Genomic DNA, 20,605 nt, shown 5'->3' on the forward strand with positions numbered 1-20,605 from the left:
TAGAGGAGCGACGGCGGCCGCGGGGCGAGGTCCGCGGATCGCCCGTCGCGTGGCAGCATGCGGCCATGACGACGCCGCCGGAACCGCCGCCGTACCAGCCCTACGGCGGCCCGCAGCCGCCGTACGGGCAGCAGCAGCCCTACGGCCAGAGCCCCTACGGCTACCCGGCGCCGCGACCGACCAACGGCCTGGCGATCGCGTCGCTGGTGGTCAGCGTGCTCTCGATCGTGGTGTGCGTGGGCGCGCCCGGCTTCATCGGCGCCATCCTGGGCCACGTCGCGCGCGGTCAGATCCGGCGCGAGCAGCAGGAGGGCGGCGGGCTCGCCCTCGCCGGCGTCATCGTCGGGTGGCTCGGCTCCGCGCTGTTCGTCGGCATGGTGGTGCTCTTCATCGCGCTCGGCGTCTTCGTCGAGAACAGCGTCGACTGCTCGACCGACTCGTCGGGGACGTTCAGCTGCGACTGACGCCGTCGACGTACGCGCCCAGCCAGCGCTCGATCTCGTCGTAGGCCCGCGCCCTCGGCTCGCTGCGCGAGAGCACCACGTCGTGCACCGCGCCCGGGACGGCGGCGTAGGTCACGTGCGGGCCGACGGACGTCGACCAGCGCCGGATCTGGCGCACGTCGAGCACGATGTCGGTCGAGAAGACCTCCTCGTCCATCGCCTGCGGGCGCCCTGAGCGGTCCGACGAGAGCACGAGCACGGGCGCCGGCACGTCGAGGCCGGCCTGCAGCCGGGCGTGCCCGCGGCGGACGGCGCGCAGCCAGCCGAAGCGCACCGGGTAGGAGCCGACCGGCTTCCAGGTGAGGTCGAAGTCCCACTCGCCCTCGTGGTCGCGGTGCAGGCTGCGCGCGTAGAAGCCGCTGACGTCGCGGCCCAGCTCGCGCATCGGGCGGCGCCGTCCGAGCTGGTCGACGAGCAGGTTGGCGACGGGGGAGCGCAGCGCCGGCCTGCCCTGCAGGTCGAGCCAGGGGGAGTTGAGCAGCAGCCCGCTCAGCTCGGCCGGCTGGCGCGCATCGGCCCAGAGCGCGACCACCAGGCCGCCGGTGGAGTGCCCGGACAGGACGACGTCGCGGTGCCCGTCGCGCACGGTGATCCGCTCCCAGGCGGCGTCGAGCTCGGCGAAGTACTCGTCGAGGTCGGCCACGTAGGTCGCCGACTGGTGGGGGCGCAGGGAGCGGCCGTACTTGCGCAGGTCGAGGCCGTACATGTCGCGGCCCCGGTCGAGCCACCAGGCGCCGTACTCGGCGTGGAAGAAGTAGTCCGAGAAGCCGTGCACGTGCAGCGTGGCCCGGTCGGTGGGCTCGTCCTCGCGGCGCCGGCTGACCAGCGTCGCCACGACCTCGCCCTCGAAGTCGTCGGTGAGGGGGATCGTCTCGCTGCGCCACGGCTCCCCGAGGACGTCGACCACGCTCTGCTCGCTCACGTCTGCCGAGTCTGCCAGCCCCGCGGTGGAACCGCCGAAAGACAGGCGGACCCGGTCCGGCAAAGGGGGGTTTGCCGGACCGGGCCCAGCCCAAGGCTAGCGTCCGTACGCTGGCGGCGTGGACGGACCCGACCAGGAACGCGTGCTCGGGCAGCTCCACGCCCGGCTCCAGGCCCGCGGCCGGGTCCCCGAGCTGCCGGCCGGATGGCGTCGCCAGTCGGCGATGCTCGCCGCCCTCGGGGTCGCCTACGGCGGCGACTTCATCGTCGCGGACCTGGCTCCCGACGGCGCGCACCTCCAGATGGTCCTGGTCGACGTCTGCGGTGGGGGAGCGGCCGCCGTCCCGGCCGCCCTCGGCTTCGCGGGCGCCCTCGAGAGCCTGATCTCCGTCGTCGCGCCCGACGACCTGCTGCCCGCAGCCAACGCCTACCTGCTGCGCCAGCCCTCCGACGAGAGCATCGCCACCGCCGTCCAGGTCGAGGTGGACCTGCGCGACGGCCAGTACCGGATCCGCAGCGCCGGGCACCCGCCCGCGCTGCACTGGCGCACCGGCCCACCGGACGCGCTCGCCTGGCGGGTCGACAACGCGCGCGGCACCGCGCTCGGGGTCACCGAGCAGGTCGACGTCACCGACAGCAAGGGACAGCTCGGTCCCGGCGACGGGCTGCTCTTCTACACCGACGGCATGGTCGAGTCGCGGGGCGTCGACATCGACGAGGGCATCGCCTGGCTGCGCCGGACGGCGGGTGCGGCTCTGCTGGCCGGCTGGGACGGCGCCGCCGACCGGATCATCGAGCAGGTCGTCCGGGGGGACGACGACCGCGCGGTGCTGCTGCTCCAGCGCGAGGGGTGAGTGCCGGGCGCCCGGGCGCCCCGGTGCGGCGGGACCGCCGTCCCTGGAATATAGTTGACACGTCACCGGTTCTGACCGGTGACTCATCCACCACCAGACGCGGAGCGCGAACCATGGGCATGCAGATCGGCATCTTCACCGTCGGCGACGTCACCCCCGACCCGACGACCGGGCGGACCCCGACGGAGCACGAGCGGATCAAGGCGACCGTCGCGATCGCCAAGAAGGCCGAGGAGGTCGGCCTGGACGTGTTCGCGACCGGCGAGCACCACAACCCGCCGTTCATCGCGTCCAACCCGACCGCCACGCTCGCCTACATCGGCGCGCAGACCGAGAACATCATCCTCTCGACGGCGACCACGCTGATCACGACGACCGACCCGGTGCTCATCGCCGAGGACTACGCCAAGATCCAGCACCTCACGGACGGCCGGGTCGACCTGATGATGGGCCGCGGCAACACCGGCCCGGTCTACCCCTGGTTCGGCAAGGACATCCGCCAGGGCATCAACCTCGCGATCGAGAACTACGCGCTGCTGCGCCGGCTCTGGACCGAGGCGAACGTCGACTGGGAGGGGCGCTTCCGCACCCCGCTGCAGGGCTACACGTCGACCCCGCGCCCGCTCGACGGCGTCGCGCCGTTCGTGTGGCACGGCTCGATCCGCAGCCCCGAGATCGCCGAGCAGGCGGCCTACTACGGCGACGGCTTCTTCCACAACCACATCTTCTGGCCGGCCTCGCACACCCAGCAGATGGTGCGCCTGTACCGGGAGCGGTTCGCGCACTACGGGCACGGCACGGCCGAGCAGGCGATCGTCGGCCTCGGCGGCCAGTTCTTCATGCGGAAGAACAGCCAGGACGCCGTCCGCGAGTTCCGCCCCTACTTCGACAACGCCCCGGTCTACGGCCACGGCCCGTCGCTGGAGGACTTCACCCGGCAGACGCCGCTGACCGTGGGCTCGCCCCAGGAGGTCCTGGAGCGGACGCTGTCGTTCCGCGAGTACGCCGGCGACTACCAGCGCCAGCTCTTCCTCGTCGACCACGCGGGCCTGCCGCTCAAGACGGTCCTCGAGCAGCTCGACCTGCTCGGCGAGATCCTGCCCGAGATGCGCAAGGGCTTCGCCGAGGGCCGCGGCGCCGACGTCCCGGACGCCCCGACGCACGCCTCGCTCGTCGCGGCGGCGGGCGGTGCGCACGACGTCACCGTGCACGCCGAGGACACCATGACCGGCACCACCGACCGTGAGGAGATCGACGCATGACCACGCGCAGCACCCGGATCGTCGTCGTCTCGGCGGGGCTGTCGGTCCCGTCGTCGACACGGCTGCTGGCCGACAAGCTCGGCTCCGCCGTCGAGCGCGCGGTCGGCGCCCGGGGGCACGAGGTCGACGTCGAGCACGTCGAGCTCCGGCCGCTGGCGCACGCGCTGGCCGACCACCTGCTGACCGGGTTCCCGTCGGGGGACCTGGCCCGGGCGATCGAGGCGGTGCGCCACGCGGACGGTCTGGTCGTCGTGACGCCGGTGTTCTCGGCGTCGTACTCGGGGCTGTTCAAGACGTTCTTCGACGTCCTCGAGAACGGCATGCTCGACGGCAAGCCCGTCGTCATCGCCGCCACCGCGGGGACGGCGCGGCACAGCCTCGTCCTCGACCACGCGCTGCGCCCGCTGCTCGCCTACCTGCGGGCGGTCGTCGTACCGACGGGGGTGTTCGCGGCCAGCGAGGACTTCGGGGCCACCGACGACGGCGCCCTCGACAAGCGGGTCGAGCGGGCGGCGGGCGAGCTCGCCGCGCTGCTGGGCGGCCCGGCCGCCGCCGAGGCCACCGCGCCGCGGCGCCGGTCGGTCGAGGCGGAGTTCGCCGCCCCGACGCCGTTCGAGCAGCTCCTGCGCGAGGCGGGTGGCGACACGGTCCGTTGACCGCGGTGGCAGCATGAGCGCATGCGCCGCACAGTGTTCAACGAGGACCACGAGGACTTCCGCCGTACGATCCGGGCCTTCCTGGAGTCGGAGGTCGTCCCGAATTACCAGGAGTGGTACGACGCGGGCCAGGTCTCGCGCGACCTCTACAAGAAGGTCGGGGACCTCGGTGTCTTCGGCATCGAGGTGCCCGAGGAGTACGGCGGCGCCGGCATCGAGTCGTTCAAGTTCTCCGCGGTCCTGACCGAGGAGTGTGCCCGGGCCGGCGTCAACCTCGGCGGCTCCGGCGTCCACGTCGAGCTCTGCCTGCCGTACCTCCTCAAGCTCGGCACCCCCGAGCAGCTGCACCGCTGGATGCCCGGCTTCATCTCCGGCGAGGAGATGTGGGCGATCGCGATGACCGAGCCCGGCACCGGCTCGGACCTCGCCGGCATGCAGACCACCGCCAAGCGCGACGGCGACCACTACGTGCTCAACGGCGCCAAGACGTTCATCACCGGCGGCGTGCTCGCCGACCGCGTCATCGTCTGCGCCCGCACCTCGCCGCCGCTGGAGAGCAACCGCCGCTTCGGCATCTCGCTCTTCGCCGTCGACACGAAGTCGCCCGGGTGGGCGGTCGGCCGCAAGCTCGACAAGCTCGGCCTGCGCACCTCCGACACCGCCGAGCTGTCGTTCACCGACGTCATGGTCCCCGCGAGCGACCTGCTCGGCGAGGAGAACGAGGGCTTCACCTACCTCGGCCAGAACCTCCCGCAGGAGCGCCTCGGCATCGCCTACGGCGCGTACGCGCAGGCCGCCGCCGCCATCCGCTTCACCCAGGCCTACGTCGAGGACCGCAAGGTCTTCGGCACCACCGTGGCGTCCTTCCAGAACACGAAGTTCGAGCTCGCCGCCTGCCAGTCCGAGGTCGACGCCGCCCAGGCCGTCTGCGACCGCGCCCTCGAGGCCCACGACCTCGGCGAGCTCACCGCCGTCGACGCCGCCTCGGCCAAGCTCTTCTGCACCGAGGTCGCCGGCCGGGTCATCGACCGCTGCCTGCAGCTCCACGGCGGCTACGGCTACATGAACGAGTACCCCATCGCCCGCCTCTACGCCGACACCCGCGTCACCCGCATCTACGGCGGGACCTCGGAGGTCATGAAGCTGATCATCGCCAAGTCGATGGGGCTCTAGGTCCCCGCGAAGTTCGCGGGTTGCGGGCGCGAAGTGCGCGGGTTGCGGGTCCGAGATAGCGATCTCGGACCCGCAACCTCCCTACTTCGTGCCCGCAACCTCCCCACTTCGTGGTGGGGGAAGGCTCAGTGCTGGTAGGTGCCGGTGAGGATGGCGCGGCCGAGCGTCTTGAACGCCAGGTTGAAGCCGACGACGGCGGGCGTGGCCGATCCGTCGACGCCGAGGGTGGGCTCGCCGACGGCGTGCACCACGAAGAAGTAGCGGTGGACCTGGTCGCCCTCGGGCGGGGCGGCGCCGGCGAAGTCCGGCGTCCCGAAGTCGTTGCGGACGTGGAAGGCGCCGGCCGGGAGGCTCGCGTCGGAGGCGCCCGCGCCGGTGTCGAGGCTGGTCACGTCGGCCGGGACGTCGACCACGACCCAGTGCCAGAACCCGCTCGGGATGGGGGCGTCGGGGTCGAAGCAGGTGACGACATAGCTCTGGGTGCCCTCGGGACCGGGCTCCCAGGTGAGCTGGGGCGAGGTGTTGCCGGCGGCGTAGACCTGGTCGGCCTTCAGCGGCTGGCCGTCGGTGACGTCGGTGCTGGTGACGCCGAAGGAGGCGGCGGCGGGGAGCAGGGGGTACGGGTCCGGGGTCACCGGGCGATCGAGACTCATGTCACCCGAAGGTAGTCCGGTGGTTGGCCCGGGCCAACGGCCGTTCGCGAACTGTCGAGAGAATGTCCCGGTGAGCGACTTCCCGCCGTACCCGTCCGGTCTGCGCCTCGCCGGGCGCCGTGTGCTCGTCGTCGGCGGTGGCCACGTCGCGCAACGCCGCGTCCCGCAGCTGATCGCCGTCGGTGCCGACGTCCACGTCGTCTCGCCGGTGGTGACCCCCGCGATCGAGGGCCTGGTCGGCTCGGGCGAGATCACCTGGCACGAGCGGGCCTTCGCCGACGCCGACCTCGACGGCACCTGGTACGTCATCGCCGTCACCGACGATCGCGCGGTCAACGACCACGTCTCGCAGCTGTGCGAGGAGCAGCGGATCTTCTGCGTCCGCTCCGACGACGCCACCCTCGGTACGGCGTGGACGCCGGCGATCGGCCGCGAGGCCGGGATCACCGTGGCCGTCGTCGGCAACCGCGACCCGCGCCGCTCCGCGTCCGTGCGCGACGAGATCGTCGCCGGCCTGCGCGACGGCACGATCGCCGCCCCCCACCACCGCGACCGGACGCCGGGCGTGACGCTCGTCGGCGGCGGTCCCGGCAACCCCGAGCTCATCTCGATCGCCGGGCGCAAGGCGCTCATGGCGGCGGACGTCGTCGTCGCCGACCGGCTCGCGCCGCGCGAGCTCCTGGGCGACCTGCCTGCCGACGTCGAGCTCGTCGACGTCGCGAAGCTGCCGCGCGGCCGCTCCGCGCAGCAGGAGGAGATCAACCGGGTGATCGTCGAGCGCGCGCTCGAGGGCAAGCGGGTCGTGCGGTTCAAGGGCGGCGACAACTTCGTGTTCGGCCGGGGCTACGAGGAGGTCATCGCGTGCCGCGCGGCCGGCGTCCCGGTCACCGTCATCCCGGGCCTCACCTCGCCGGTCACCGTGCCCGGCGTGGCCGGCATCCCGGTCACCCACCGCGGCGTCGCGCACGAGTTCGCCGTCGTCTCCGGCCACCTGCCGCCCGGGCACCCCGAGGCGCTCACCGACTACGCCGCACTGGCCCGGCTCAACGGCACCGTCGTGGTGATGATGGGCGTCGAGAACGCGCCCGCCATCGCGAAGGCCCTCGTCGCCGGCGGCCGCCCCGGGACGACGCCCGTCGCCGTCGTCTGCGACGGCACCATGCCGACCGAGCGGACCGTCCTCGCCACCCTCGACACGCTCGCCACCCGCCTGGTCGACGAGGCGGTCAAGCCGCCCGCCATCATCGTGATCGGCGAGGTCGTCCGGGTGGCCCACCCCGAGGCCTTCTGAGCGTGGCCGAGTTCGTCGAGATCGCCACTGCCGACGACCCGCGGCTCGCGGACTACCGCGACCTGCGCGACGTCGAGCTGCGCAAGCACCTGGAGGCCGAGCACGGCCTCTTCCTCGCCGAGGGCGAGAAGGTCGTGCGCCGGGCGATCCTCGGCGGCTACCCGGCGCGCTCGTTCCTGATGGCGCCGCGCTGGCTCGACGGGCTCGCCGACGTCCTCGCGCTGTCGCCGGCGCCCTGCTACGTCGTCTCGGAGGCGCTGGCCGAGGAGGTCACCGGCTTCCACGTCCACCGCGGGGCCCTCGCCTCGCTGGAGCGGCGTCCGCTGCCCACCGTCGACGACGTCCTGGACGGCGCCCGCTCGGTCCTCGTGCTCGAGGACATCGTCGACCACACCAACGTCGGCGCCATCCTCCGCTCGGGCGCGGCGCTCGGCTTCGACGCCGTCCTCCTGGCCCCGCGCTGCGCCGACCCCCTCTACCGCCGCGCCATCAAGGTCGCCATGGGCGCCGTCTTCTCCCTGCCCTGGACCCGCCTGCCCGACTGGTACGACGCCCTGCCCGACCTCACCTCGCGCGGGTTCACCACCGTGGCGCTCACGCTCGCCCCGGACGCCGTCCCGGTGGACGAGGCGGTGGCCGGACTCGACAAGGTCGCCCTCGTGCTCGGCTCGGAGGGGCACGGGCTCTCGGAGCGCTGGGAGCAGACCGCCGACCGCCGCGCGATCATCCCCATGGCCGCGGGCATCGACTCGCTCAACGTGGCGGCGGCGACGGCGGTCGCGTGCTACGTGACGGCGCGGCGCTGATGCCGGCGTTCGACGTCGATCGGCTCCACGACCTCCTTGACGCCGTCCCGGTCGGCCGCTGGGTGCGCTACGCCGACCTCGCCAGCGCCGTGGGCACGGCGGGTCAGGGCCTGGGAAGCCACTTCAAGGCCTGCACGGAGTGCGAGCACGTGTGGCGCGTGCTCCACGGGCAGGGGAGGCTGTCGTCCGACTTCGTGCGGAACCACCCAACCGACCGGCGGACCCAGTTGGAGGCGCTGGCCGACGACGGCATCCGGTTCCGGGACGGGCTCGCCGACCCGAGCCAGCAGATCAGTGTCGCTGAGCTGGTTGCGGTCGCCGATCGGGAACCCGACCCGACGGACCTCCTCAGGATGACCCCGGTCCGCCGCGAGCAGCGGCGGCTCCGGAGACAGCTGCTCGGCGACGCGACGGACGCGGCGTGCTTCCTGTGCGGTCGGGTCCTGCCCGTCGAGCTCCTCGTCGCCGCGCACATCGTCCCGCGCCACCGGGTGGACGAAGCGCAGCGACGTGACCCGGAGGCCGTGTTCCCGGCGTGCGTGCTCGGGTGCGACGCCCTCTTCGAGCTCGGCTACATCGGCGTCGACGAGGCCGGCCGGGTCACCCGGCTCGGTACGGCGCCGAGCGCGGCCGTGGCGGTGGCTGTCGACGCCCTGCACGGCCGTGAGGTCCCTGGCCTCACGCCCGGCCGGGCCCGGAGGTTCGCCGAGCACCGCACGCCCGACGACACCCACTGACGAGCGATCACCAAAAAAGACACGCTGTCGCACTACCGCACCCCGCCCCGCCCGCCTACGCTCCCTGCATGGCGAACGAGAACACGTTCTACTCATCTGTCCCCGTCGTGGTCTGGGGCACCGGCAACATGGGCCGCGCGTCGATCCGCGCGGTCGCTGCCCACCCCGGCCTGACCCTGAGCGCGGTCATCGTCAGCGACGAGGCGAAGGCGGGCAAGGACGCGGGCGACCTCGCGGACCTGGGCCGCACCACCGGTGTCCTGGCGACGACGGACGTCGCGGCGGCCCTCGCGACGCTCGACGGCGGAGGTGCGGTCGCGTACGCCGCGTCGGGCGAGCTGCGCCCGGACGAGGCGGTCGTCGACATCACGCGGGCGCTGGCGGGGGGAGCGGTGGTGGTGACGCCGTCGGTCTACGCGCTCTACGACCACCGCAGCGCGCCGGCCGAGATGACCGATCCGCTGACCAAGGCGTGCGCCGAGGGTGGGAGCGCGCTGTTCGTCAGCGGGATCGACCCGGGGTGGGGCAACGACCTGCTGCCGGTGCTGGTGAGCGGGCTGGCGTCCGAGGTGGAGCAGGTGCGGTGCCAGGAGATCTTCGACTACTCGACCTACGACGCCGAGGACTCGGTCCGCTACATCGTCGGGATGGGCCAGCCGATGGACTACGAGCCGCCGATGGTGGCGGCCGGGATCCCGTCGATGGTGTGGGGCGGTCAGGTGCGGCTGATCGCGCGGGCGCTCGGGGTCGAGATCGACGAGCTGCGCGAGACGCTGGAGCGGCGCGAGCTCGACGAGACGGTGACGACGGCGCTGGGGGAGTTCGAGGCGGGGACGCAGGGTGCGCTGCGCTTCGAGGTCCAGGGCATCGTCGGCGGCGAGCCGAGGATCGTCATCGAGCACGTCACCCGGATCAGTGCCGGGTGCGCGACCGACTGGCCGATGCCGGCCGACGGCGGCGACGGGGCGCACCGGGTGATCGTCGAGGGGCGGCCGCGGATCGAGATCAACGTCGAGGCGACCGACGAGGGCGGCAACCGCGCCGCCGGCGGCAACGCCACGGCGGCCAACCGCCTGGTCAACGCCATCCCGTGGCTGCGCACCGCCACCCCCGGCCTGTACGACGGCCTGGACGTCCCGCTGCAGCCGTCCGCCTACCTGCGCGCCGCCGGCACGACCGGGGAGGCGTGAGCATGTTCATCGAGATCCCCGAGGGCAAGGACCCGATCCTCTACGTCTGGGGCGAGCTGGTCCCCGGCATCGGCCCGGCGGCGTCCGCGTTCGCGATGAGCATCTACGAGCACAGCACGCTGGGGCTGCGCGAGTTCGAGGCGGCGCGGCTGCGGATCGCGCAGATCAACGGCTGCATCTTCTGCCAGGACTGGCGGACCGAGCGGGACGGCCAGAAGGTCGAGGACACCTTCGACGCCGCCGTCCAGGAGTGGCGCACGACGCCGGACTTCGACGAGCGCACCCGCCTGGCCGCCGAGTACGCCGAGCGCTACGCGCTCGACCACCACGGCATCGACGACGGGTTCTGGCAGCGGATGCGCACGCACTACACCGATCGCGAGATCGCCGAGCTGTCGATGTGCCTGGGCTCGTGGATCGCGTTCGGGCGCCTCAACCGCGTGCTCGGGCTGGACGCCGCGTGCGTCCTGCCGAGCCACGCGGGCCAGGGCTGAGCGCTCAGGCCGAGCGCAGCAGCGCCGCGAACCGGGCGATCGTCTCGTCGACGGCCGCCTGGCACGCGGGCGACCAGGGGCCCATGTCGAAGAAGCCGTGGATGAGGCCCGGGTAGGTCTTCTGCTCGACGGGGACGCCGGCCGCGGCGAGGGCGTCGGCGTAGGCCACGCCCTCGTCGCGCAGCGGGTCGAACTCCGCGGTGACGACGACGGCCGGCGGCTGGCCGGCGAGCGTGCCGTGCAGCGGCGAGATGCGAGGGTCCATCAGGTCGGTGTCGTCGGTGACGTAGTTGCCGACGAACCACACCATGGTCGGCTCGTCGAGGAAGTAGCCCGTGGCGTTCTCCTTGCGCGAGGCGTAGTCGCCCAGCACGTCGGTCGCCGGGTAGACGAGCAGCTGGGCGGCGATGCCCGGCACCTGCTGGGCCGCGACCGCGGACAGGTTGCCGCCCGCCGAGTCGCCGGCCACCGCGAGGACGTCGCTGCCGCCGTAGTCGGCGAGGCGCGCCTGGACGTCGCGCACCGCGGCGATCGCGTCGTCGGCCGCCGCGGGGAAGCGGGCCTCGGGACCCAGCCGGTAGTCGACCGCGACGACGACCGCGCCGGCACCGGCGCAGATCGACCGCGCCATCGCGGCGTGGGTGTCGAGGTCGCCGACCACCCAGCCGCCGCCGTGGAGCAGGACGACGGTCGGGAACGGCCCGGTGCCCTCGGGGCGGTAGACCCGCGCGGCGAGCGAACCGGCGCCGCCGGCGACCTGGTCGTCGGTGATCGAGCCCACCGGCGCGAGGGTGTCGGGCGCGCGGCCGTCGACCGTCAGGGCGCGGAAGACCGCGCGCGCGTCGGTGGGGGAGAGCGCGGACAGGGGGGTACCGGCTTCGATGGCCTCGAGGAGGCCGGCCAGGGACGGGTCGACGGGCATGCGCCGACGCTAGCCCACGACGGGGCTCAGGTGGGCCAGTCCGCGGGGTAGTCGTCGACCGCGGCGTCGTGCTGCTTGCGCAGCTTCTTCATGGCCTTGGCCGAGAGCCGGTCGCCGAAGACGGTGCCGACGGTGTGGTCGGTCTCGTGCTGGAGGCACTTGGCGAGCAGGCCGTCGCCCTCGAACCGGACCGGGCGGCCGTCGAGCCCGACCCCCTCGACGACGGCGTAGTCGGGGCGGGCGCAGTCGACGAAGGCGCCCGGGAAGGACAGGCAGCCCTCGGGGCTGTCGTCGAGACGCCGGTCGCGGCCCTCGGGCAGCACGAGGCTCGGGTTGCACACCACGCCGACGACGCGCTGGTCGCTCGCATCGGGGCAGTCGAAGACGAACATCGCGACGTCCTCGCCGATCTGGCAGGCGGCGAGCCCGACGCCCTCGGCGGCGTACATCGTGGCGACCATGTCGGCGGCCAGGGCACGCAGCGCGTCGTCGAAGACGGTGACCCGCTCCTGCGCGCGGTGCATGACCGGCGTTCCCCAGCGGGTCATCGGGCGCACCGTGCCGCCCCGGGGCAGGGGTCCGTACGGCGCGAGCGGGGTCTGGTCCTCCATGGCGGGCATCGTATTGGCGAGGATCACACCGCGCCGATCCGGGCTACCTGTAGCGCGGTGTGTAACTCACGGTTACAGTTACCGCATGTCCTTGATCAGCAACCTCAAGCCGGGCGGCAAGCACGGGGTTCCGAGCAACGAGAGCCGCGATCCCATCGGCTACCTCGTCGCCGGCCTCAACCGGCTCGCCCAGACCGACCTCCTCGACAAGGTCCGCCTCCGCAAGCCGACGGAGCAGGCCGTCTTCTCCGTCACCCGGACCGGGTTCAAGACGATGACCAACGCCAGCCGGACGTTCGCCAAGGCCGGCCAGAAGGGTCAGCCGGGGACCCGGCCGACGGCCGCCGCGTCGAGCGGCGTCTTCGACCTCACCCCGGGTGAGGACGAGCAGATGCTCGTCGACGTCGTCACCGAGTTCGCCGACGAGGTCGTCCGCCCGGCCGCCTTCGAGGCCGACAAGCAGTGCGCCGCGCCCGAGGCGCTGCTCAAGTCCAGCCTCGAGATCGGGCTGCCGATCCTGGGCGTGCCCGAGTCCCTCGGCGGCGTCTCCGAGGAGCGCTCGGCGATGGCCGGCACGCTCGTCGCCGAGGCGCTCGCCAAGGGCGACATGGGCCTGGCCGTCGCCACGCTCGCTCCCGGCTCGGTCGCCACCGCCATCGGTCTGTGGGGCACCGATGCGCAGCAGCAGACCTACCTGCCGGCGTTCACCGGCGACGAGGTGCCCGCTGCGGCGCTCGCGCTGAGCGAGCCCGCGGTCCTGTTCGACGTGCTGAGCCCGTCGACCACGGCACGCAAGTCCGGTGACGGCTACGTGCTCAACGGCACCAAGAGCCTCGTCGCCCGCGGCGACCACGCCGAGCTCTTCGTGGTGGGCGCCCAGCTCGACGGCAAGCCGGTCCTGTTCCTCGTCGAGTCCTCCACCGAGGGTCTCTCGATCGAGGGCGACCCGGCGATGGGCGTGCGCGCCGCGTCGCTGACCAAGCTCGTGCTCGACGACGTCAAGGTCCCGGCCGACGCCGTCCTCGGCGAGACCGACGGGTCGACCTACACCGAGTGCGTGCGGCTCTCCCGCCTCGCCTGGTGCGCGCTCGCCGTCGGCACCGGCCAGGCCGTGCTCGACTACGTGACCCCCTACGTCAAGGAGCGCGAGGCGTTCGGCGAGCCGATCGCCAACCGCCAGTCGGTCGCCTTCATGGTGGCCAACATCGCGATCGAGCTGCAGGGCATGCGGCTGCTGACCTACCGCGCCGCCGCCCGGGCCGCCGCGGGCAAGGACTTCTCGCGCGAGGTCGCACTGGCCCGCAAGGCGTGCACCGACAAGGGCATGCAGATCGGCCTCGACGGCGTCCAGCTGCTCGGTGGCCACGGCTTCGTCAAGGAGCACCCGGTCGAGCGGTGGTACCGCGACCTGCGTGCCATCGGCATCATGGAAGGAACGGTGCTCGTCTGATGGCGATCAACCTCGAAGTCCCGAAGAAGCACCGGGCCCTGGTCGACCAGGCCCACCAGGTCGCGATGAACATGCTGCGACCGATCTCCCGCAAGTACGACATCGCCGAGCACGAGTACCCCAAGGAGCTCGACATGCTCGCGGCAATGATCGACGGGCTCTCCGAGTCCGGCGCGAGCGAGGGGGCCGGCGCGACCGGCGTCCGGCGCGACGCCGACGACGGCGACAAGAAGAACGCGGTCAAGAACGGCGCCAACCTCGCCTCGGTGACCTCGGTCGCCGAGATGTGCTGGGGCGACACCGGCCTGCTGCTCTCGATGCCCCGCCAGGGCCTCGGCAACTCGGCGATCGCCTCGGTCGCCAACGACGAGCAGCTCGAGCGGTTCAAGGGCCGCTGGGCGTCGATGGCGATCACCGAGCCGTCGTTCGGCTCCGACTCGGCCGCGATCTCCACGACCGCCGTCCTCGACGGCGACGAGTACGTCATCAACGGCGAGAAGATCTTCGTCACCTCGGGCGAGCGCTCCGACTGCATCGTGGTCTGGGCGACCCTCGACAAGTCCCTCGGCCGGGCGGCGATCAAGTCGTTCGTGGTCGAGAAGGACACGCCCGGCGTCAAGGTCGAGCGGCTCGAGGAGAAGCTCGGCATCCGCGCCTCCGACACGGCGGTGATCACGTTCACCGACGCCCGCGTGCCCAAGGAGAACCTCCTCGGGTCGCCGGAGATCAACGTCGAGCAGGGCTTCGCCGGCGCGATGGCGACGTTCGACAACACCCGCCCGCTGGTGGCCGCGATGGCCGTCGGCTGCGCCCGGGCCTCGCTCGACCTGACCCGTGACCTGCTCAAGGAGGCGGGCATCGAGGTCGACTACGACCGCCCGGCCCTGCTGCAGAGCGCCGCGGCCGCGAAGTTCCTCCAGCTCGAGGCCGACTGGGAGGCGGGGCGCCTGCTCACCCTCCAGGCCGCGTGGATGGCGGACAACCGCAAGCCCAACTCGCTCGAGGCCTCGATGGCCAAGGCGAAGGCCGGCCGCGTGGGCTCCGACGTCACGCTCTCGTGCGTCGAGCTGTGCGCGTCGATCGGCTACAGCGAGGAGGAGCTGCTCGAGAAGTGGGCGCGCGACTCCAAGATCCTCGACATCTTCGAGGGCACCCAGCAGATCCAGCAGCTGATCGTGGCGCGCCGCGTGCTCGGGCTCTCCAGCGCCGAGCTCAAGTGAGCTGATCCGCGACGACGCGTGACACCTCGGCGATCCCGTGCGAAGAAGGTCGGGATGCAACCAGGAACCGGCGGGTTCGCCGAGGTGTACGCCGCGCACGTAGCGCCCGTGTGGCGCTACGTGCGCCTGCGCGTGCCCGCGGACAGCGATGCGGAGGACGTCACGAGCCAGGTGTTCGAGCGGGCGATCCGCGCGTGGCCGGGCTACGATCCCGCCCGCGGGTCGGTCGGCGCCTGGCTGACCGGGATCGCGCGGTACACCGTCGCGGACTGGTGGCGCCGGGCGGGACGCGAGCTGCCGACCGACCCCGCGGCGCCGAGCCTCGCGGGCGGGACCGCGGACGACGACCCCGAGGGCGAGGTGCTGCGCCGCCTCGGCGCCGACGAGGTACGCCGCCGGCTCGGTCACCTCACCCCGCGGGAGCGGGAGGCGGTCGCGCTGCGGTTCGGCAGCGAGCTCACGTCGGCCGAGATCGGCGCCCTCCTCGACGTCACCCCCAGCGCGGCGCGGATGCTCGTGCACCGCGCGGTCGGGCGGCTGCGGGAGGTGCTCGCCGATGAGTGAGCGCGAGCACGAGCCCGAGGCACGGACCGAGGCCGGCATCGACGCGGTGCTGGGCGGGCGCGGCGACCCGGCGTCCGACTCCGTGCTGCTCTGGCTGGCCGGGGCGGCGCGGCCCACCCCGCCGGCCCGGCTGGCCGCGCGGGTCGACCGCGCGGTGACCCGTCACGCCGACCGGCCGCACCGGCTGGTCGCCGTCGCGGCGCTGGCCCTGGCGGCGGCCTTCGTGGTGCAGGCCGGCGGGAGCCTGATGGCCGGCGACTGGATCGCCCGCCACGTCGATGAGCCGTTCGCGCCGCACGCCCTGCTCGAGGGCGCGCTGGCGACGATCGCGGCCGCGGTGTGCGCGGCCGCGGCCGCCGTACGCCGTGCCTGGGGCGGGGTGGCGGTCCTGACGTGCACGCCGCTCGCGCTGGGCCTCGGGCTCCACGGGGTCGGCGAGTTCAGCGAGTTCGCGGCCGGCGCCGCGCTGCACACGGTCGAGGGGGTGCTCGGCCTGCTGCTCCTCGGCGCCTGGTGGTGGTCGCGACGTGAGGGCCGGGGCCCGGCTCGTCGAGCTCGCTAGCTCAGCAGCCGTGCGCCCGCGGCCGGCCGGACGGTGCGGTGCGTGGGCGCGGGCCAGCCGGCGGCCGCGTAGGCGTCGTCGACCGCCGTCGCGATCGCGGGCGCGGTGGCCTCCGCGACCAGCGCGATGGTGCACCCGCCGAAGCCGCCGCCGGTCAGCCGGGCGCCGAGCGCGCCCGCGGCCAGCGCGGCGTCGACGGCGGTGTCGAGCTCGGGGACGGAGACCTCGAAGTCCTCGCGCAACGACGTGTGGGACGCCGTCATGAGGACGCCCAGCGTGCCCCAGTCGCGGGCCTCGATCGCCTCGACGGCCGCTCCGACGCGGGCGTCCTCGGTCGTCACGTGGCGGAGCCGGCGCGGGTCGCCCGCCGCGCACTCGCGGCGGCGCTGGGCGTAGCCGCCGTCGCCGTCCGCGAGCACGTGGCGCACGCCGGTGTCGGTGACGAGGACGGTCAGGCCGGCGGCGGCCAGGGGGAGGGGGACGTCGCGCACGCGCGGGCGCGCGGGATCGGCGAAGTCGAGCAGCAGCGCGCCATCGGCGGTGCCGAGCATGCTGGCGAGCTGGTCCATGCCGCCCGTGGGGGCGCCGACGTGCTCGGTCTCGGCACGGCGGCACGCCTCCGCGATCGACCGGCGACCGGACCGGTCCAGGGGTCGCCCGAGCAGACCGGCGACCGCGACGGCGACCGCGCACTCGAGCGCCGCCGAGCTGGACAGGCCGCCGCCGAGGGGCAGGTCCGTGGTGACGGCGACGTCGAGGCCGGGGACGTCCCAGCCCGCCTCGCGCAGCGCCCACACGACGCCGGCGACGTACTCGGTCCCGGACCCGTCGGCGTCGGCGCTGCTCTCGACCACCAGTCCGGGCTCGTCGCGGACCGTCACCGTCGCGGTGGTCGCGAGCGGGATCGCGAACGGCAGGCAGCGCCCGCCGTTGTAGTCGGTGTGCTCGCCGATCAGGTTCACCCGGCCGGGTGCCGTGGCGGTCGCTGAGGTCACCCGCTCATCCTCCCCGACGGGCCGCTAGCGTGGCGCCGTGCCTCGTCCCTTGATCGTCGCCGCCGCCCGGTCCGAGGTGGCCTACGTCCCGGCCGGGATCGACGTCGTCGTCACCGGCATCGGCAAGACCGCCGCCGCGACCGCGCTCACCCGGCACCTCGCCCGTCGTACGGACCTCGACGACCTGGTGGTCGTCAACCTCGGCACCGCCGGCGCGCTGCACGACGGGCTCGACGGTCTCGACGGCGAGCCCGGGCTCTACGAGATCGGCACGGTGCTCAACCACGACATCAACGGCGACGCCATCCGGGCGCTGGGCTACGACCCGCGCGACCGGCTGGTGATCGGCGACAGCCCCACGGTGCTCGCCTCCGGCGACGTCTTCGTCAACGACGCGGCGGTCCGGGCACGGCTCGCCGAGCAGGCGCAGCTCGTCGACATGGAGGGGTACGCCGTCGCGTACGTCGCCCAGGAGCTCGGCGTCCCGCTGCGGATGATCAAGCACGTCTCCGACAACGCCGACGAGGGCGCGATGGAGTGGGTGGCACTGGTCGACCGCAGCGCGCGGGTGCTGGGGGAGTGGGCGGCGACCCACCTGGGCTGAGCGACGGCGGACAGCGTCGCCTCAGCGGCTGCTCGACGCCCGCCGGCCGCGAACGACGCCCACGAAGTCCTGGTGGACGGGGCTGTCGGCGTCGCGGAGCCACAGCAGGGCGACCGTCGTCGGCGGCAGGTCGACCGGGCGGGTGACGACGTCCTTGCGGTGGTGCAGGCGGGCCAGCGACATCGGGACGATCACGACGCCGCTGCCGGAGGCGGCGACCTCGATGGCGTCCTTGACCGTCATCGGCGGGAACGGCAGCTGCTCGGCGTCCGGCGTCCACCCGGACGGGTGGGGGAGCACGAGCTGCTCGCCGGCGAGCTCGGCGAGGTCGAGCGGTGCATCGGTGTCGGCGGCCGCGACGAAGTGCTCGCGGCCGGCGACGACGACCGGCTGCTCGTCGTACAGGCGGACGCAGTGGAGCGGAGCGGGTGCCTCGAGGTCGATCGGCAGCCGGCCCAGCAGGAGGTCGGCGGTGCCGTCGTCGAGCACGCCGCGGCCGGCCTCCTCCTCGACGGGGAGCAGCCGCAGCGGCAGCCGGGGATGACGCTCCCGCCACACCCGGGCCCACTTGTCGGGCGTCACTCCGGGGACGAAGGCGACACGCAGCTCTTCCATGCCCCCACGATCCCAGAAGCGACGCCCGACCGTGGCTTCGGCGGCTAGGCCTGGGCGAGCAGCCCGAACTGCAGGGAGCCCTGTTCGTCGACGCCCGCGTCGAGCGTCATCTCGTCCAGCTTCTCCGCGGCCCCGGCGTCGAGGTAGACGGTCGCGCCGTCCTGCTCGACCACCTGGTCACCCGCCACCGGTTGCTCCGTGGCGGCGACGGCGAACCCCGTCTCGACCTGCGTGATGCGCAGGCCCGCGGTGTCCGGGGCGTCCGGGATGTCGGTCATCTGCTTGACGATCGTGCATGCGTTCTCAGTCAGGGTGAGCATGGCTTGCCTTCTCGGTTGAGGTCAGAGACCTTTCCCACCGTTGCAGGTGGGACGGACTCGATCAAGGGCGCCGGGCCGCGCGCCGGCCACCGCGACGAGCCCGGCCGGACGCCGGAAGGGGGTGCCGATGCGGCATCTCGGGCCAGCCTTTGCTACGGTTTCACCCGCACTCGTCCGGGTGGCGGAATTGGCAGACGCGCTAGCTTGAGGTGCTAGTGCCCGTATTAGGGCGTGGGGGTTCAAGTCCCCCCTCGGACACCGAAGACACAGAAGGAACCCCGGGAAGACCCGGGGTTCCTTCTGTCATTTCGGGCTGCGCTACCGGTAGGTCACCGCCGGGCACGCGCCGCAGACGAACTCGCGCACGGCGCCGCCCGGCTCGTTCTCGACGCTGGCCAGGTGCCAGTCGTGCTCGTGGACGCCGGGCGCCAGCGGCGCGAGCGGGACGCTGGTCATGGCACCTGGTCGCGGATGCGGCTAGATGCGCGGGTCGTCGCGGTGGTGGACGACGGTCTCCCGGGGCCCGCGGCGCCACGGCGGCGCGTAGAGCAGCGAGAGGACGATGGCCAGCACCCCGGCCACGATCAGGATGGTCCCGAGGGCGCCGTCGTTGACGAAGTCGAGGTCGACGGTGATCACGTCGAGGGCGAGGATCAGCCCCAGGACGAGCAACACGATTCCCAGTCCGATGTACATGCGGGAACGGTGCCCCCGAAACCCCAGGCCATACGGGTGCGGGCCCATCGGCGCGTGCCGGGCGGCGTCCCGTCTGCCTCGTGGTGCGGGAGGTACTGCCTAGGCACACGTGGGGACCATCACTACTGGGGGAGAGAGAAATGAACATCGACGACAGCTTTCAGAACGCTCTGGACAGATTCATCGGATTCCTGCCCAACCTGATCGGCTTCCTGGTGCTGCTGATCATCGGCTTCATCGTCGCCAAGCTCGTGCAGGTCGCCGTCCGCAAGGGCCTGGAGATGACGGGCATCGACGGCCACCTGGAGCGCTCGAGCGCCCATGCGTACCTGTCCCGGGCACTGCCCGGCGTCGGCGTCGCCCGGGCCGTCTCGCTGGTCGTCTTCTGGTTCGTCCTGGTGTTCTTCGCCGTGGCCGCGGTGACGGCGCTGGAGGTCCGGGAGCTGACGATCTTCATGAACGACGTGCTGGCCTACCTGCCGAACGTCCTCGTCGCGATCGCGATCTTCGTCATTGCGGCGCTGCTGTCGAGCGGGGTGGCGACGGGCGTCTCCCGGATGATGGGGGACACGCCGACCGGCAAGATCGTGGCGACGGTGCTGCCGGCCGTGGTCATGGTCATCGCGATGTTCATGATCCTCGAGCAGCTCCAGATCGCCCCGGAGATCGTGCGCATCGCGTTCGCCGCGACGATGGGCGCCCTGGCCCTCGGGCTCGCGCTGGCCTTCGGGCTCGGTGGCCGTCCGGTCGCCCAGCGGGTGCTGGAGGACGCCTACGCGAAGGGACGCGAGGAGGCCGAGCGGGCCCGCTACAGCCGCCGCGCCGCGAGCCGGGCCACGGACCCGACCGACCCGACCGACCCGACCGGTACCGCCACGCGGCGGTACGACCTTCCCGCCGACCCGACCGACCCGACCGACCCGGCCGGGGCGCACACCCGACGGGGCCCGGACGAGATGCTCTGAGGGCGCACGGCCCGGGGGTGCCGTCAGGTGCAGAGCCAGACCAGGATGCCGGCGAGGACCAGCACCGCGATCACCAGGACGAGGCCGTCCAGCTCGGGGACGTCCACGTCCGCCTGGTCGTGGCGGTCGAGGTGAACCGTCATCATTCCCCCCTAGGAAACGGAAACGAGGTGGGGCGAGCGGCCGGCCGTGGGGCCGGCCGCTCGCGATCGTCAGGACAGGTGCAGGCGCTTCCGCAGGCCGTGGACGCCGTGCTTCGCCTTCTTCCCGGTCTTCTTCCCGGTCTTCTTGGCGTTCTTGGCGGCGTTCTTGCCGGCGTCGGACCCACGGTCGGCCAGCTCGCTGATCGGGTGCCGGAGCTCGCGCGGCACGACCAGGCGGCCGGCCAGGCCGAACACCCGGCGGGTCAGGAACAGCACCGGGATGCCCAGCGGGAGCAGGATCACCGTCACGCACAGGAGCCCACCGACCAGACCGAGCAGTCCGCCCACGATCCACAGCAGGGCGGCCGCCGTCCACCGCAGCACACGCACGGCCGGCT

Annotated in this window: 26 protein-coding genes and 1 tRNA gene; 17 read left to right on the forward strand and 10 right to left on the reverse strand. The window is 73.0% G+C overall.

Translation table 11 applies throughout. From position 1 onward, the window contains the following. Positions 1–65: 65 nt before the first annotated feature. Positions 66–464, forward strand: a complete 399-nt coding sequence (locus tag BM223_RS12940) for a DUF4190 domain-containing protein (protein ID WP_052138583.1) — start codon at positions 66–68, stop codon at positions 462–464. On the opposite strand, the gene BM223_RS12945 is transcribed toward BM223_RS12940, so the two are convergent. Beyond that, positions 451–1,425, reverse strand: a complete 975-nt coding sequence (locus tag BM223_RS12945; protein WP_235319265.1) for an alpha/beta hydrolase — start codon at positions 1,423–1,425, stop codon at positions 451–453. The genes BM223_RS12940 and BM223_RS12945 overlap by 14 nt on opposite strands. A gap of 118 nt (positions 1,426–1,543) precedes the next feature. Between BM223_RS12945 and BM223_RS12950 the strand changes: the two genes are divergently transcribed. The 4 genes from BM223_RS12950 to BM223_RS12965 all read left to right on the forward strand — a co-directional run bounded on the left by BM223_RS12950 (position 1,544) and on the right by BM223_RS12965 (position 5,369). After that, positions 1,544–2,278 (forward strand): PP2C family protein-serine/threonine phosphatase, encoded by a 735-nt coding sequence (locus tag BM223_RS12950; protein WP_141267307.1) that lies wholly within the window; start codon positions 1,544–1,546, stop codon positions 2,276–2,278. A gap of 119 nt (positions 2,279–2,397) precedes the next feature. Next, positions 2,398–3,540: an LLM class flavin-dependent oxidoreductase gene (locus BM223_RS12955; RefSeq protein ID WP_038684319.1), complete on the forward strand. Its 1,143-nt coding sequence runs from the start codon at positions 2,398–2,400 to the stop codon at positions 3,538–3,540. Further along, positions 3,537–4,196 carry an FMN reductase gene (locus BM223_RS12960; RefSeq protein WP_038678813.1) on the forward strand — a complete coding sequence of 220 codons (660 nt, stop codon included), beginning with the start codon at positions 3,537–3,539 and terminating at the stop codon, positions 4,194–4,196. Before BM223_RS12955 ends, BM223_RS12960 begins: the two co-directional genes overlap by 4 nt. A gap of 21 nt (positions 4,197–4,217) precedes the next feature. Beyond that, positions 4,218–5,369 carry an acyl-CoA dehydrogenase family protein gene (locus BM223_RS12965; RefSeq protein WP_038678815.1) on the forward strand — a complete coding sequence of 384 codons (1,152 nt, stop codon included), beginning with the start codon at positions 4,218–4,220 and terminating at the stop codon, positions 5,367–5,369. Positions 5,370–5,494: 125 nt separating this feature from the next. Here the strand turns inward: BM223_RS12965 and BM223_RS12970 are convergent, their stop codons facing one another. Further along, positions 5,495–6,022 (reverse strand): YbhB/YbcL family Raf kinase inhibitor-like protein, encoded by a 528-nt coding sequence (locus BM223_RS12970; protein ID WP_038678817.1) that lies wholly within the window; start codon positions 6,020–6,022, stop codon positions 5,495–5,497. 70 nt (positions 6,023–6,092) lie between these two features. On the opposite strand from BM223_RS12970, the gene cobA reads away from it, so the two are divergent. From cobA to BM223_RS12995, 5 genes are all read left to right on the forward strand, one after another. Then, positions 6,093–7,313, forward strand: a complete 1,221-nt coding sequence (gene cobA / locus BM223_RS12975; RefSeq protein WP_038678819.1) for a uroporphyrinogen-III C-methyltransferase — start codon at positions 6,093–6,095, stop codon at positions 7,311–7,313. 2 nt (positions 7,314–7,315) lie between these two features. Then, a complete protein-coding gene (locus BM223_RS12980) occupies positions 7,316–8,119 on the forward strand; it encodes a TrmH family RNA methyltransferase (RefSeq protein WP_038678821.1) in 804 nt (267 codons plus the stop codon). After that, entirely contained in the window at positions 8,095–8,856 is a 762-nt protein-coding gene (locus BM223_RS12985; protein WP_052138586.1) for an MGMT family protein, read from the forward strand. The genes BM223_RS12980 and BM223_RS12985 overlap by 25 nt, the downstream gene beginning before the upstream one ends. A 68-nt stretch (positions 8,857–8,924) precedes the next feature. Continuing rightward, entirely contained in the window at positions 8,925–10,046 is a 1,122-nt protein-coding gene (locus BM223_RS12990) for an NAD(P)H-dependent amine dehydrogenase family protein (RefSeq protein ID WP_038678823.1), read from the forward strand. Positions 10,047–10,048: 2 nt separating this feature from the next. Next, positions 10,049–10,540, forward strand: coding sequence for a carboxymuconolactone decarboxylase family protein (locus BM223_RS12995; RefSeq protein ID WP_038678825.1), 492 nt, complete (start codon positions 10,049–10,051; stop codon positions 10,538–10,540). Between the two features lie 4 nt (positions 10,541–10,544). Here the strand turns inward: BM223_RS12995 and BM223_RS13000 are convergent, their stop codons facing one another. Both BM223_RS13000 and def read right to left on the reverse strand, forming a co-directional pair. After that, a complete protein-coding gene (locus tag BM223_RS13000) occupies positions 10,545–11,462 on the reverse strand; it encodes an alpha/beta hydrolase (RefSeq protein WP_038678826.1) in 918 nt (305 codons plus the stop codon). A gap of 26 nt (positions 11,463–11,488) precedes the next feature. Next, positions 11,489–12,073 (reverse strand): peptide deformylase, encoded by a 585-nt coding sequence (gene def, locus BM223_RS13005; protein WP_038678828.1) that lies wholly within the window; start codon positions 12,071–12,073, stop codon positions 11,489–11,491. 85 nt (positions 12,074–12,158) lie between these two features. On the opposite strand from def, the gene BM223_RS13010 reads away from it, so the two are divergent. From BM223_RS13010 to BM223_RS13025, 4 genes are read left to right on the forward strand one after another with little or no spacing between them, the layout of a single operon-like run. Next, complete coding sequence (locus BM223_RS13010; RefSeq protein WP_082003646.1) at positions 12,159–13,523, forward strand: acyl-CoA dehydrogenase family protein; 1,365 nt, start codon at positions 12,159–12,161, stop codon at positions 13,521–13,523. Beyond that, positions 13,523–14,743 (forward strand): acyl-CoA dehydrogenase family protein, encoded by a 1,221-nt coding sequence (locus BM223_RS13015; protein ID WP_038678830.1) that lies wholly within the window; start codon positions 13,523–13,525, stop codon positions 14,741–14,743. The genes BM223_RS13010 and BM223_RS13015 overlap by 1 nt, the downstream gene beginning before the upstream one ends. Positions 14,744–14,797: 54 nt before the next feature. Next, positions 14,798–15,307 carry an RNA polymerase sigma factor gene (locus BM223_RS13020; RefSeq protein ID WP_052138591.1) on the forward strand — a complete coding sequence of 170 codons (510 nt, stop codon included), beginning with the start codon at positions 14,798–14,800 and terminating at the stop codon, positions 15,305–15,307. Then, complete coding sequence (locus BM223_RS13025) at positions 15,300–15,869, forward strand: hypothetical protein (protein ID WP_052138594.1); 570 nt, start codon at positions 15,300–15,302, stop codon at positions 15,867–15,869. The genes BM223_RS13020 and BM223_RS13025 overlap by 8 nt, the downstream gene beginning before the upstream one ends. On the opposite strand, the gene BM223_RS13030 is transcribed toward BM223_RS13025, so the two are convergent. Then, complete coding sequence (locus BM223_RS13030) at positions 15,866–16,864, reverse strand: galactokinase (RefSeq protein ID WP_038678834.1); 999 nt, start codon at positions 16,862–16,864, stop codon at positions 15,866–15,868. The genes BM223_RS13025 and BM223_RS13030 overlap by 4 nt on opposite strands. A 37-nt stretch (positions 16,865–16,901) precedes the next feature. Here BM223_RS13030 and BM223_RS13035 point away from each other — a divergent pair, with 37 nt between their 5' ends. After that, complete coding sequence (locus tag BM223_RS13035; RefSeq protein WP_038678836.1) at positions 16,902–17,468, forward strand: nucleosidase; 567 nt, start codon at positions 16,902–16,904, stop codon at positions 17,466–17,468. Positions 17,469–17,489: 21 nt separating this feature from the next. Here the strand turns inward: BM223_RS13035 and BM223_RS13040 are convergent, their stop codons facing one another. Beyond that, the gene (locus BM223_RS13040; protein ID WP_038678838.1) at positions 17,490–18,083 is read right to left on the reverse strand and encodes a LysR family transcriptional regulator substrate-binding protein; all 594 of its coding nucleotides are present in this window, start codon (positions 18,081–18,083) and stop codon (positions 17,490–17,492) included. Positions 18,084–18,127: 44 nt separating this feature from the next. Beyond that, positions 18,128–18,403 carry a Fe-S cluster assembly protein HesB gene (locus tag BM223_RS13045; protein WP_038678840.1) on the reverse strand — a complete coding sequence of 92 codons (276 nt, stop codon included), beginning with the start codon at positions 18,401–18,403 and terminating at the stop codon, positions 18,128–18,130. 172 nt (positions 18,404–18,575) lie between these two features. Here BM223_RS13045 and BM223_RS13050 point away from each other — a divergent pair. Then, a tRNA-Leu gene (locus BM223_RS13050) sits at positions 18,576–18,661 on the forward strand. Between the two features lie 60 nt (positions 18,662–18,721). Here BM223_RS13050 and BM223_RS28990 read toward each other — a convergent pair. Both BM223_RS28990 and BM223_RS13055 read right to left on the reverse strand, forming a co-directional pair. Then, positions 18,722–18,859 (reverse strand): hypothetical protein, encoded by a 138-nt coding sequence (locus BM223_RS28990; RefSeq protein WP_158510198.1) that lies wholly within the window; start codon positions 18,857–18,859, stop codon positions 18,722–18,724. 21 nt (positions 18,860–18,880) lie between these two features. After that, on the reverse strand, positions 18,881–19,099 hold the full coding sequence (locus tag BM223_RS13055; protein WP_038678841.1) for a DUF6458 family protein: 219 nt from the start codon (positions 19,097–19,099) through the stop codon (positions 18,881–18,883). Positions 19,100–19,239: 140 nt separating this feature from the next. Here BM223_RS13055 and BM223_RS13060 point away from each other — a divergent pair, with 140 nt between their 5' ends. Further along, complete coding sequence (locus tag BM223_RS13060) at positions 19,240–20,064, forward strand: mechanosensitive ion channel family protein (RefSeq protein WP_052138596.1); 825 nt, start codon at positions 19,240–19,242, stop codon at positions 20,062–20,064. A 212-nt stretch (positions 20,065–20,276) separates the two neighbouring features. Here BM223_RS13060 and BM223_RS13065 read toward each other — a convergent pair whose 3' ends face one another. Beyond that, positions 20,277–20,597, reverse strand: coding sequence for a hypothetical protein (locus BM223_RS13065; protein ID WP_038678843.1), 321 nt, complete (start codon positions 20,595–20,597; stop codon positions 20,277–20,279). Between the last annotated feature and the right edge of the window lie 8 nt (positions 20,598–20,605).

Source organism: Pimelobacter simplex (assembly GCF_900114845.1).
In the GTDB taxonomy this organism is placed as follows: Bacteria; Actinomycetota; Actinomycetes; order Propionibacteriales; family Nocardioidaceae; genus Nocardioides; species Nocardioides simplex.

Bases quoted from the DNA above. Each gene is read 5' to 3' on its own strand.
- def (WP_038678828.1), bottom strand. From the start codon at position 12,073: ATGGAGGACCAGACCCCGCTCGCGCCGTACGGACCCCTGCCCCGGGGC.
- BM223_RS12995 (WP_038678825.1), top strand. From the start codon at position 10,049: ATGTTCATCGAGATCCCCGAGGGCAAGGACCCGATCCTCTACGTCTGG.
- BM223_RS28990 (WP_158510198.1), bottom strand. From the start codon at position 18,859: ATGACCAGCGTCCCGCTCGCGCCGCTGGCGCCCGGCGTCCACGAGCAC.
- BM223_RS13025 (WP_052138594.1), top strand. From the start codon at position 15,300: ATGAGTGAGCGCGAGCACGAGCCCGAGGCACGGACCGAGGCCGGCATC.
- BM223_RS12970 (WP_038678817.1), bottom strand. From the start codon at position 6,022: ATGAGTCTCGATCGCCCGGTGACCCCGGACCCGTACCCCCTGCTCCCC.
- BM223_RS13015 (WP_038678830.1), top strand. From the start codon at position 13,523: ATGGCGATCAACCTCGAAGTCCCGAAGAAGCACCGGGCCCTGGTCGAC.
- BM223_RS13010 (WP_082003646.1), top strand. From the start codon at position 12,159: ATGTCCTTGATCAGCAACCTCAAGCCGGGCGGCAAGCACGGGGTTCCG.
- BM223_RS12940 (WP_052138583.1), top strand. From the start codon at position 66: ATGACGACGCCGCCGGAACCGCCGCCGTACCAGCCCTACGGCGGCCCG.
- BM223_RS12965 (WP_038678815.1), top strand. From the start codon at position 4,218: ATGCGCCGCACAGTGTTCAACGAGGACCACGAGGACTTCCGCCGTACG.
- BM223_RS13055 (WP_038678841.1), bottom strand. From the start codon at position 19,099: ATGTACATCGGACTGGGAATCGTGTTGCTCGTCCTGGGGCTGATCCTC.
- BM223_RS13045 (WP_038678840.1), bottom strand. From the start codon at position 18,403: ATGCTCACCCTGACTGAGAACGCATGCACGATCGTCAAGCAGATGACC.
- BM223_RS12960 (WP_038678813.1), top strand. From the start codon at position 3,537: ATGACCACGCGCAGCACCCGGATCGTCGTCGTCTCGGCGGGGCTGTCG.
- BM223_RS12990 (WP_038678823.1), top strand. From the start codon at position 8,925: ATGGCGAACGAGAACACGTTCTACTCATCTGTCCCCGTCGTGGTCTGG.
- BM223_RS12955 (WP_038684319.1), top strand. From the start codon at position 2,398: ATGCAGATCGGCATCTTCACCGTCGGCGACGTCACCCCCGACCCGACG.
- BM223_RS13040 (WP_038678838.1), bottom strand. From the start codon at position 18,083: ATGGAAGAGCTGCGTGTCGCCTTCGTCCCCGGAGTGACGCCCGACAAG.
- BM223_RS13000 (WP_038678826.1), bottom strand. From the start codon at position 11,462: ATGCCCGTCGACCCGTCCCTGGCCGGCCTCCTCGAGGCCATCGAAGCC.
- BM223_RS13020 (WP_052138591.1), top strand. From the start codon at position 14,798: ATGCAACCAGGAACCGGCGGGTTCGCCGAGGTGTACGCCGCGCACGTA.
- BM223_RS13060 (WP_052138596.1), top strand. From the start codon at position 19,240: ATGAACATCGACGACAGCTTTCAGAACGCTCTGGACAGATTCATCGGA.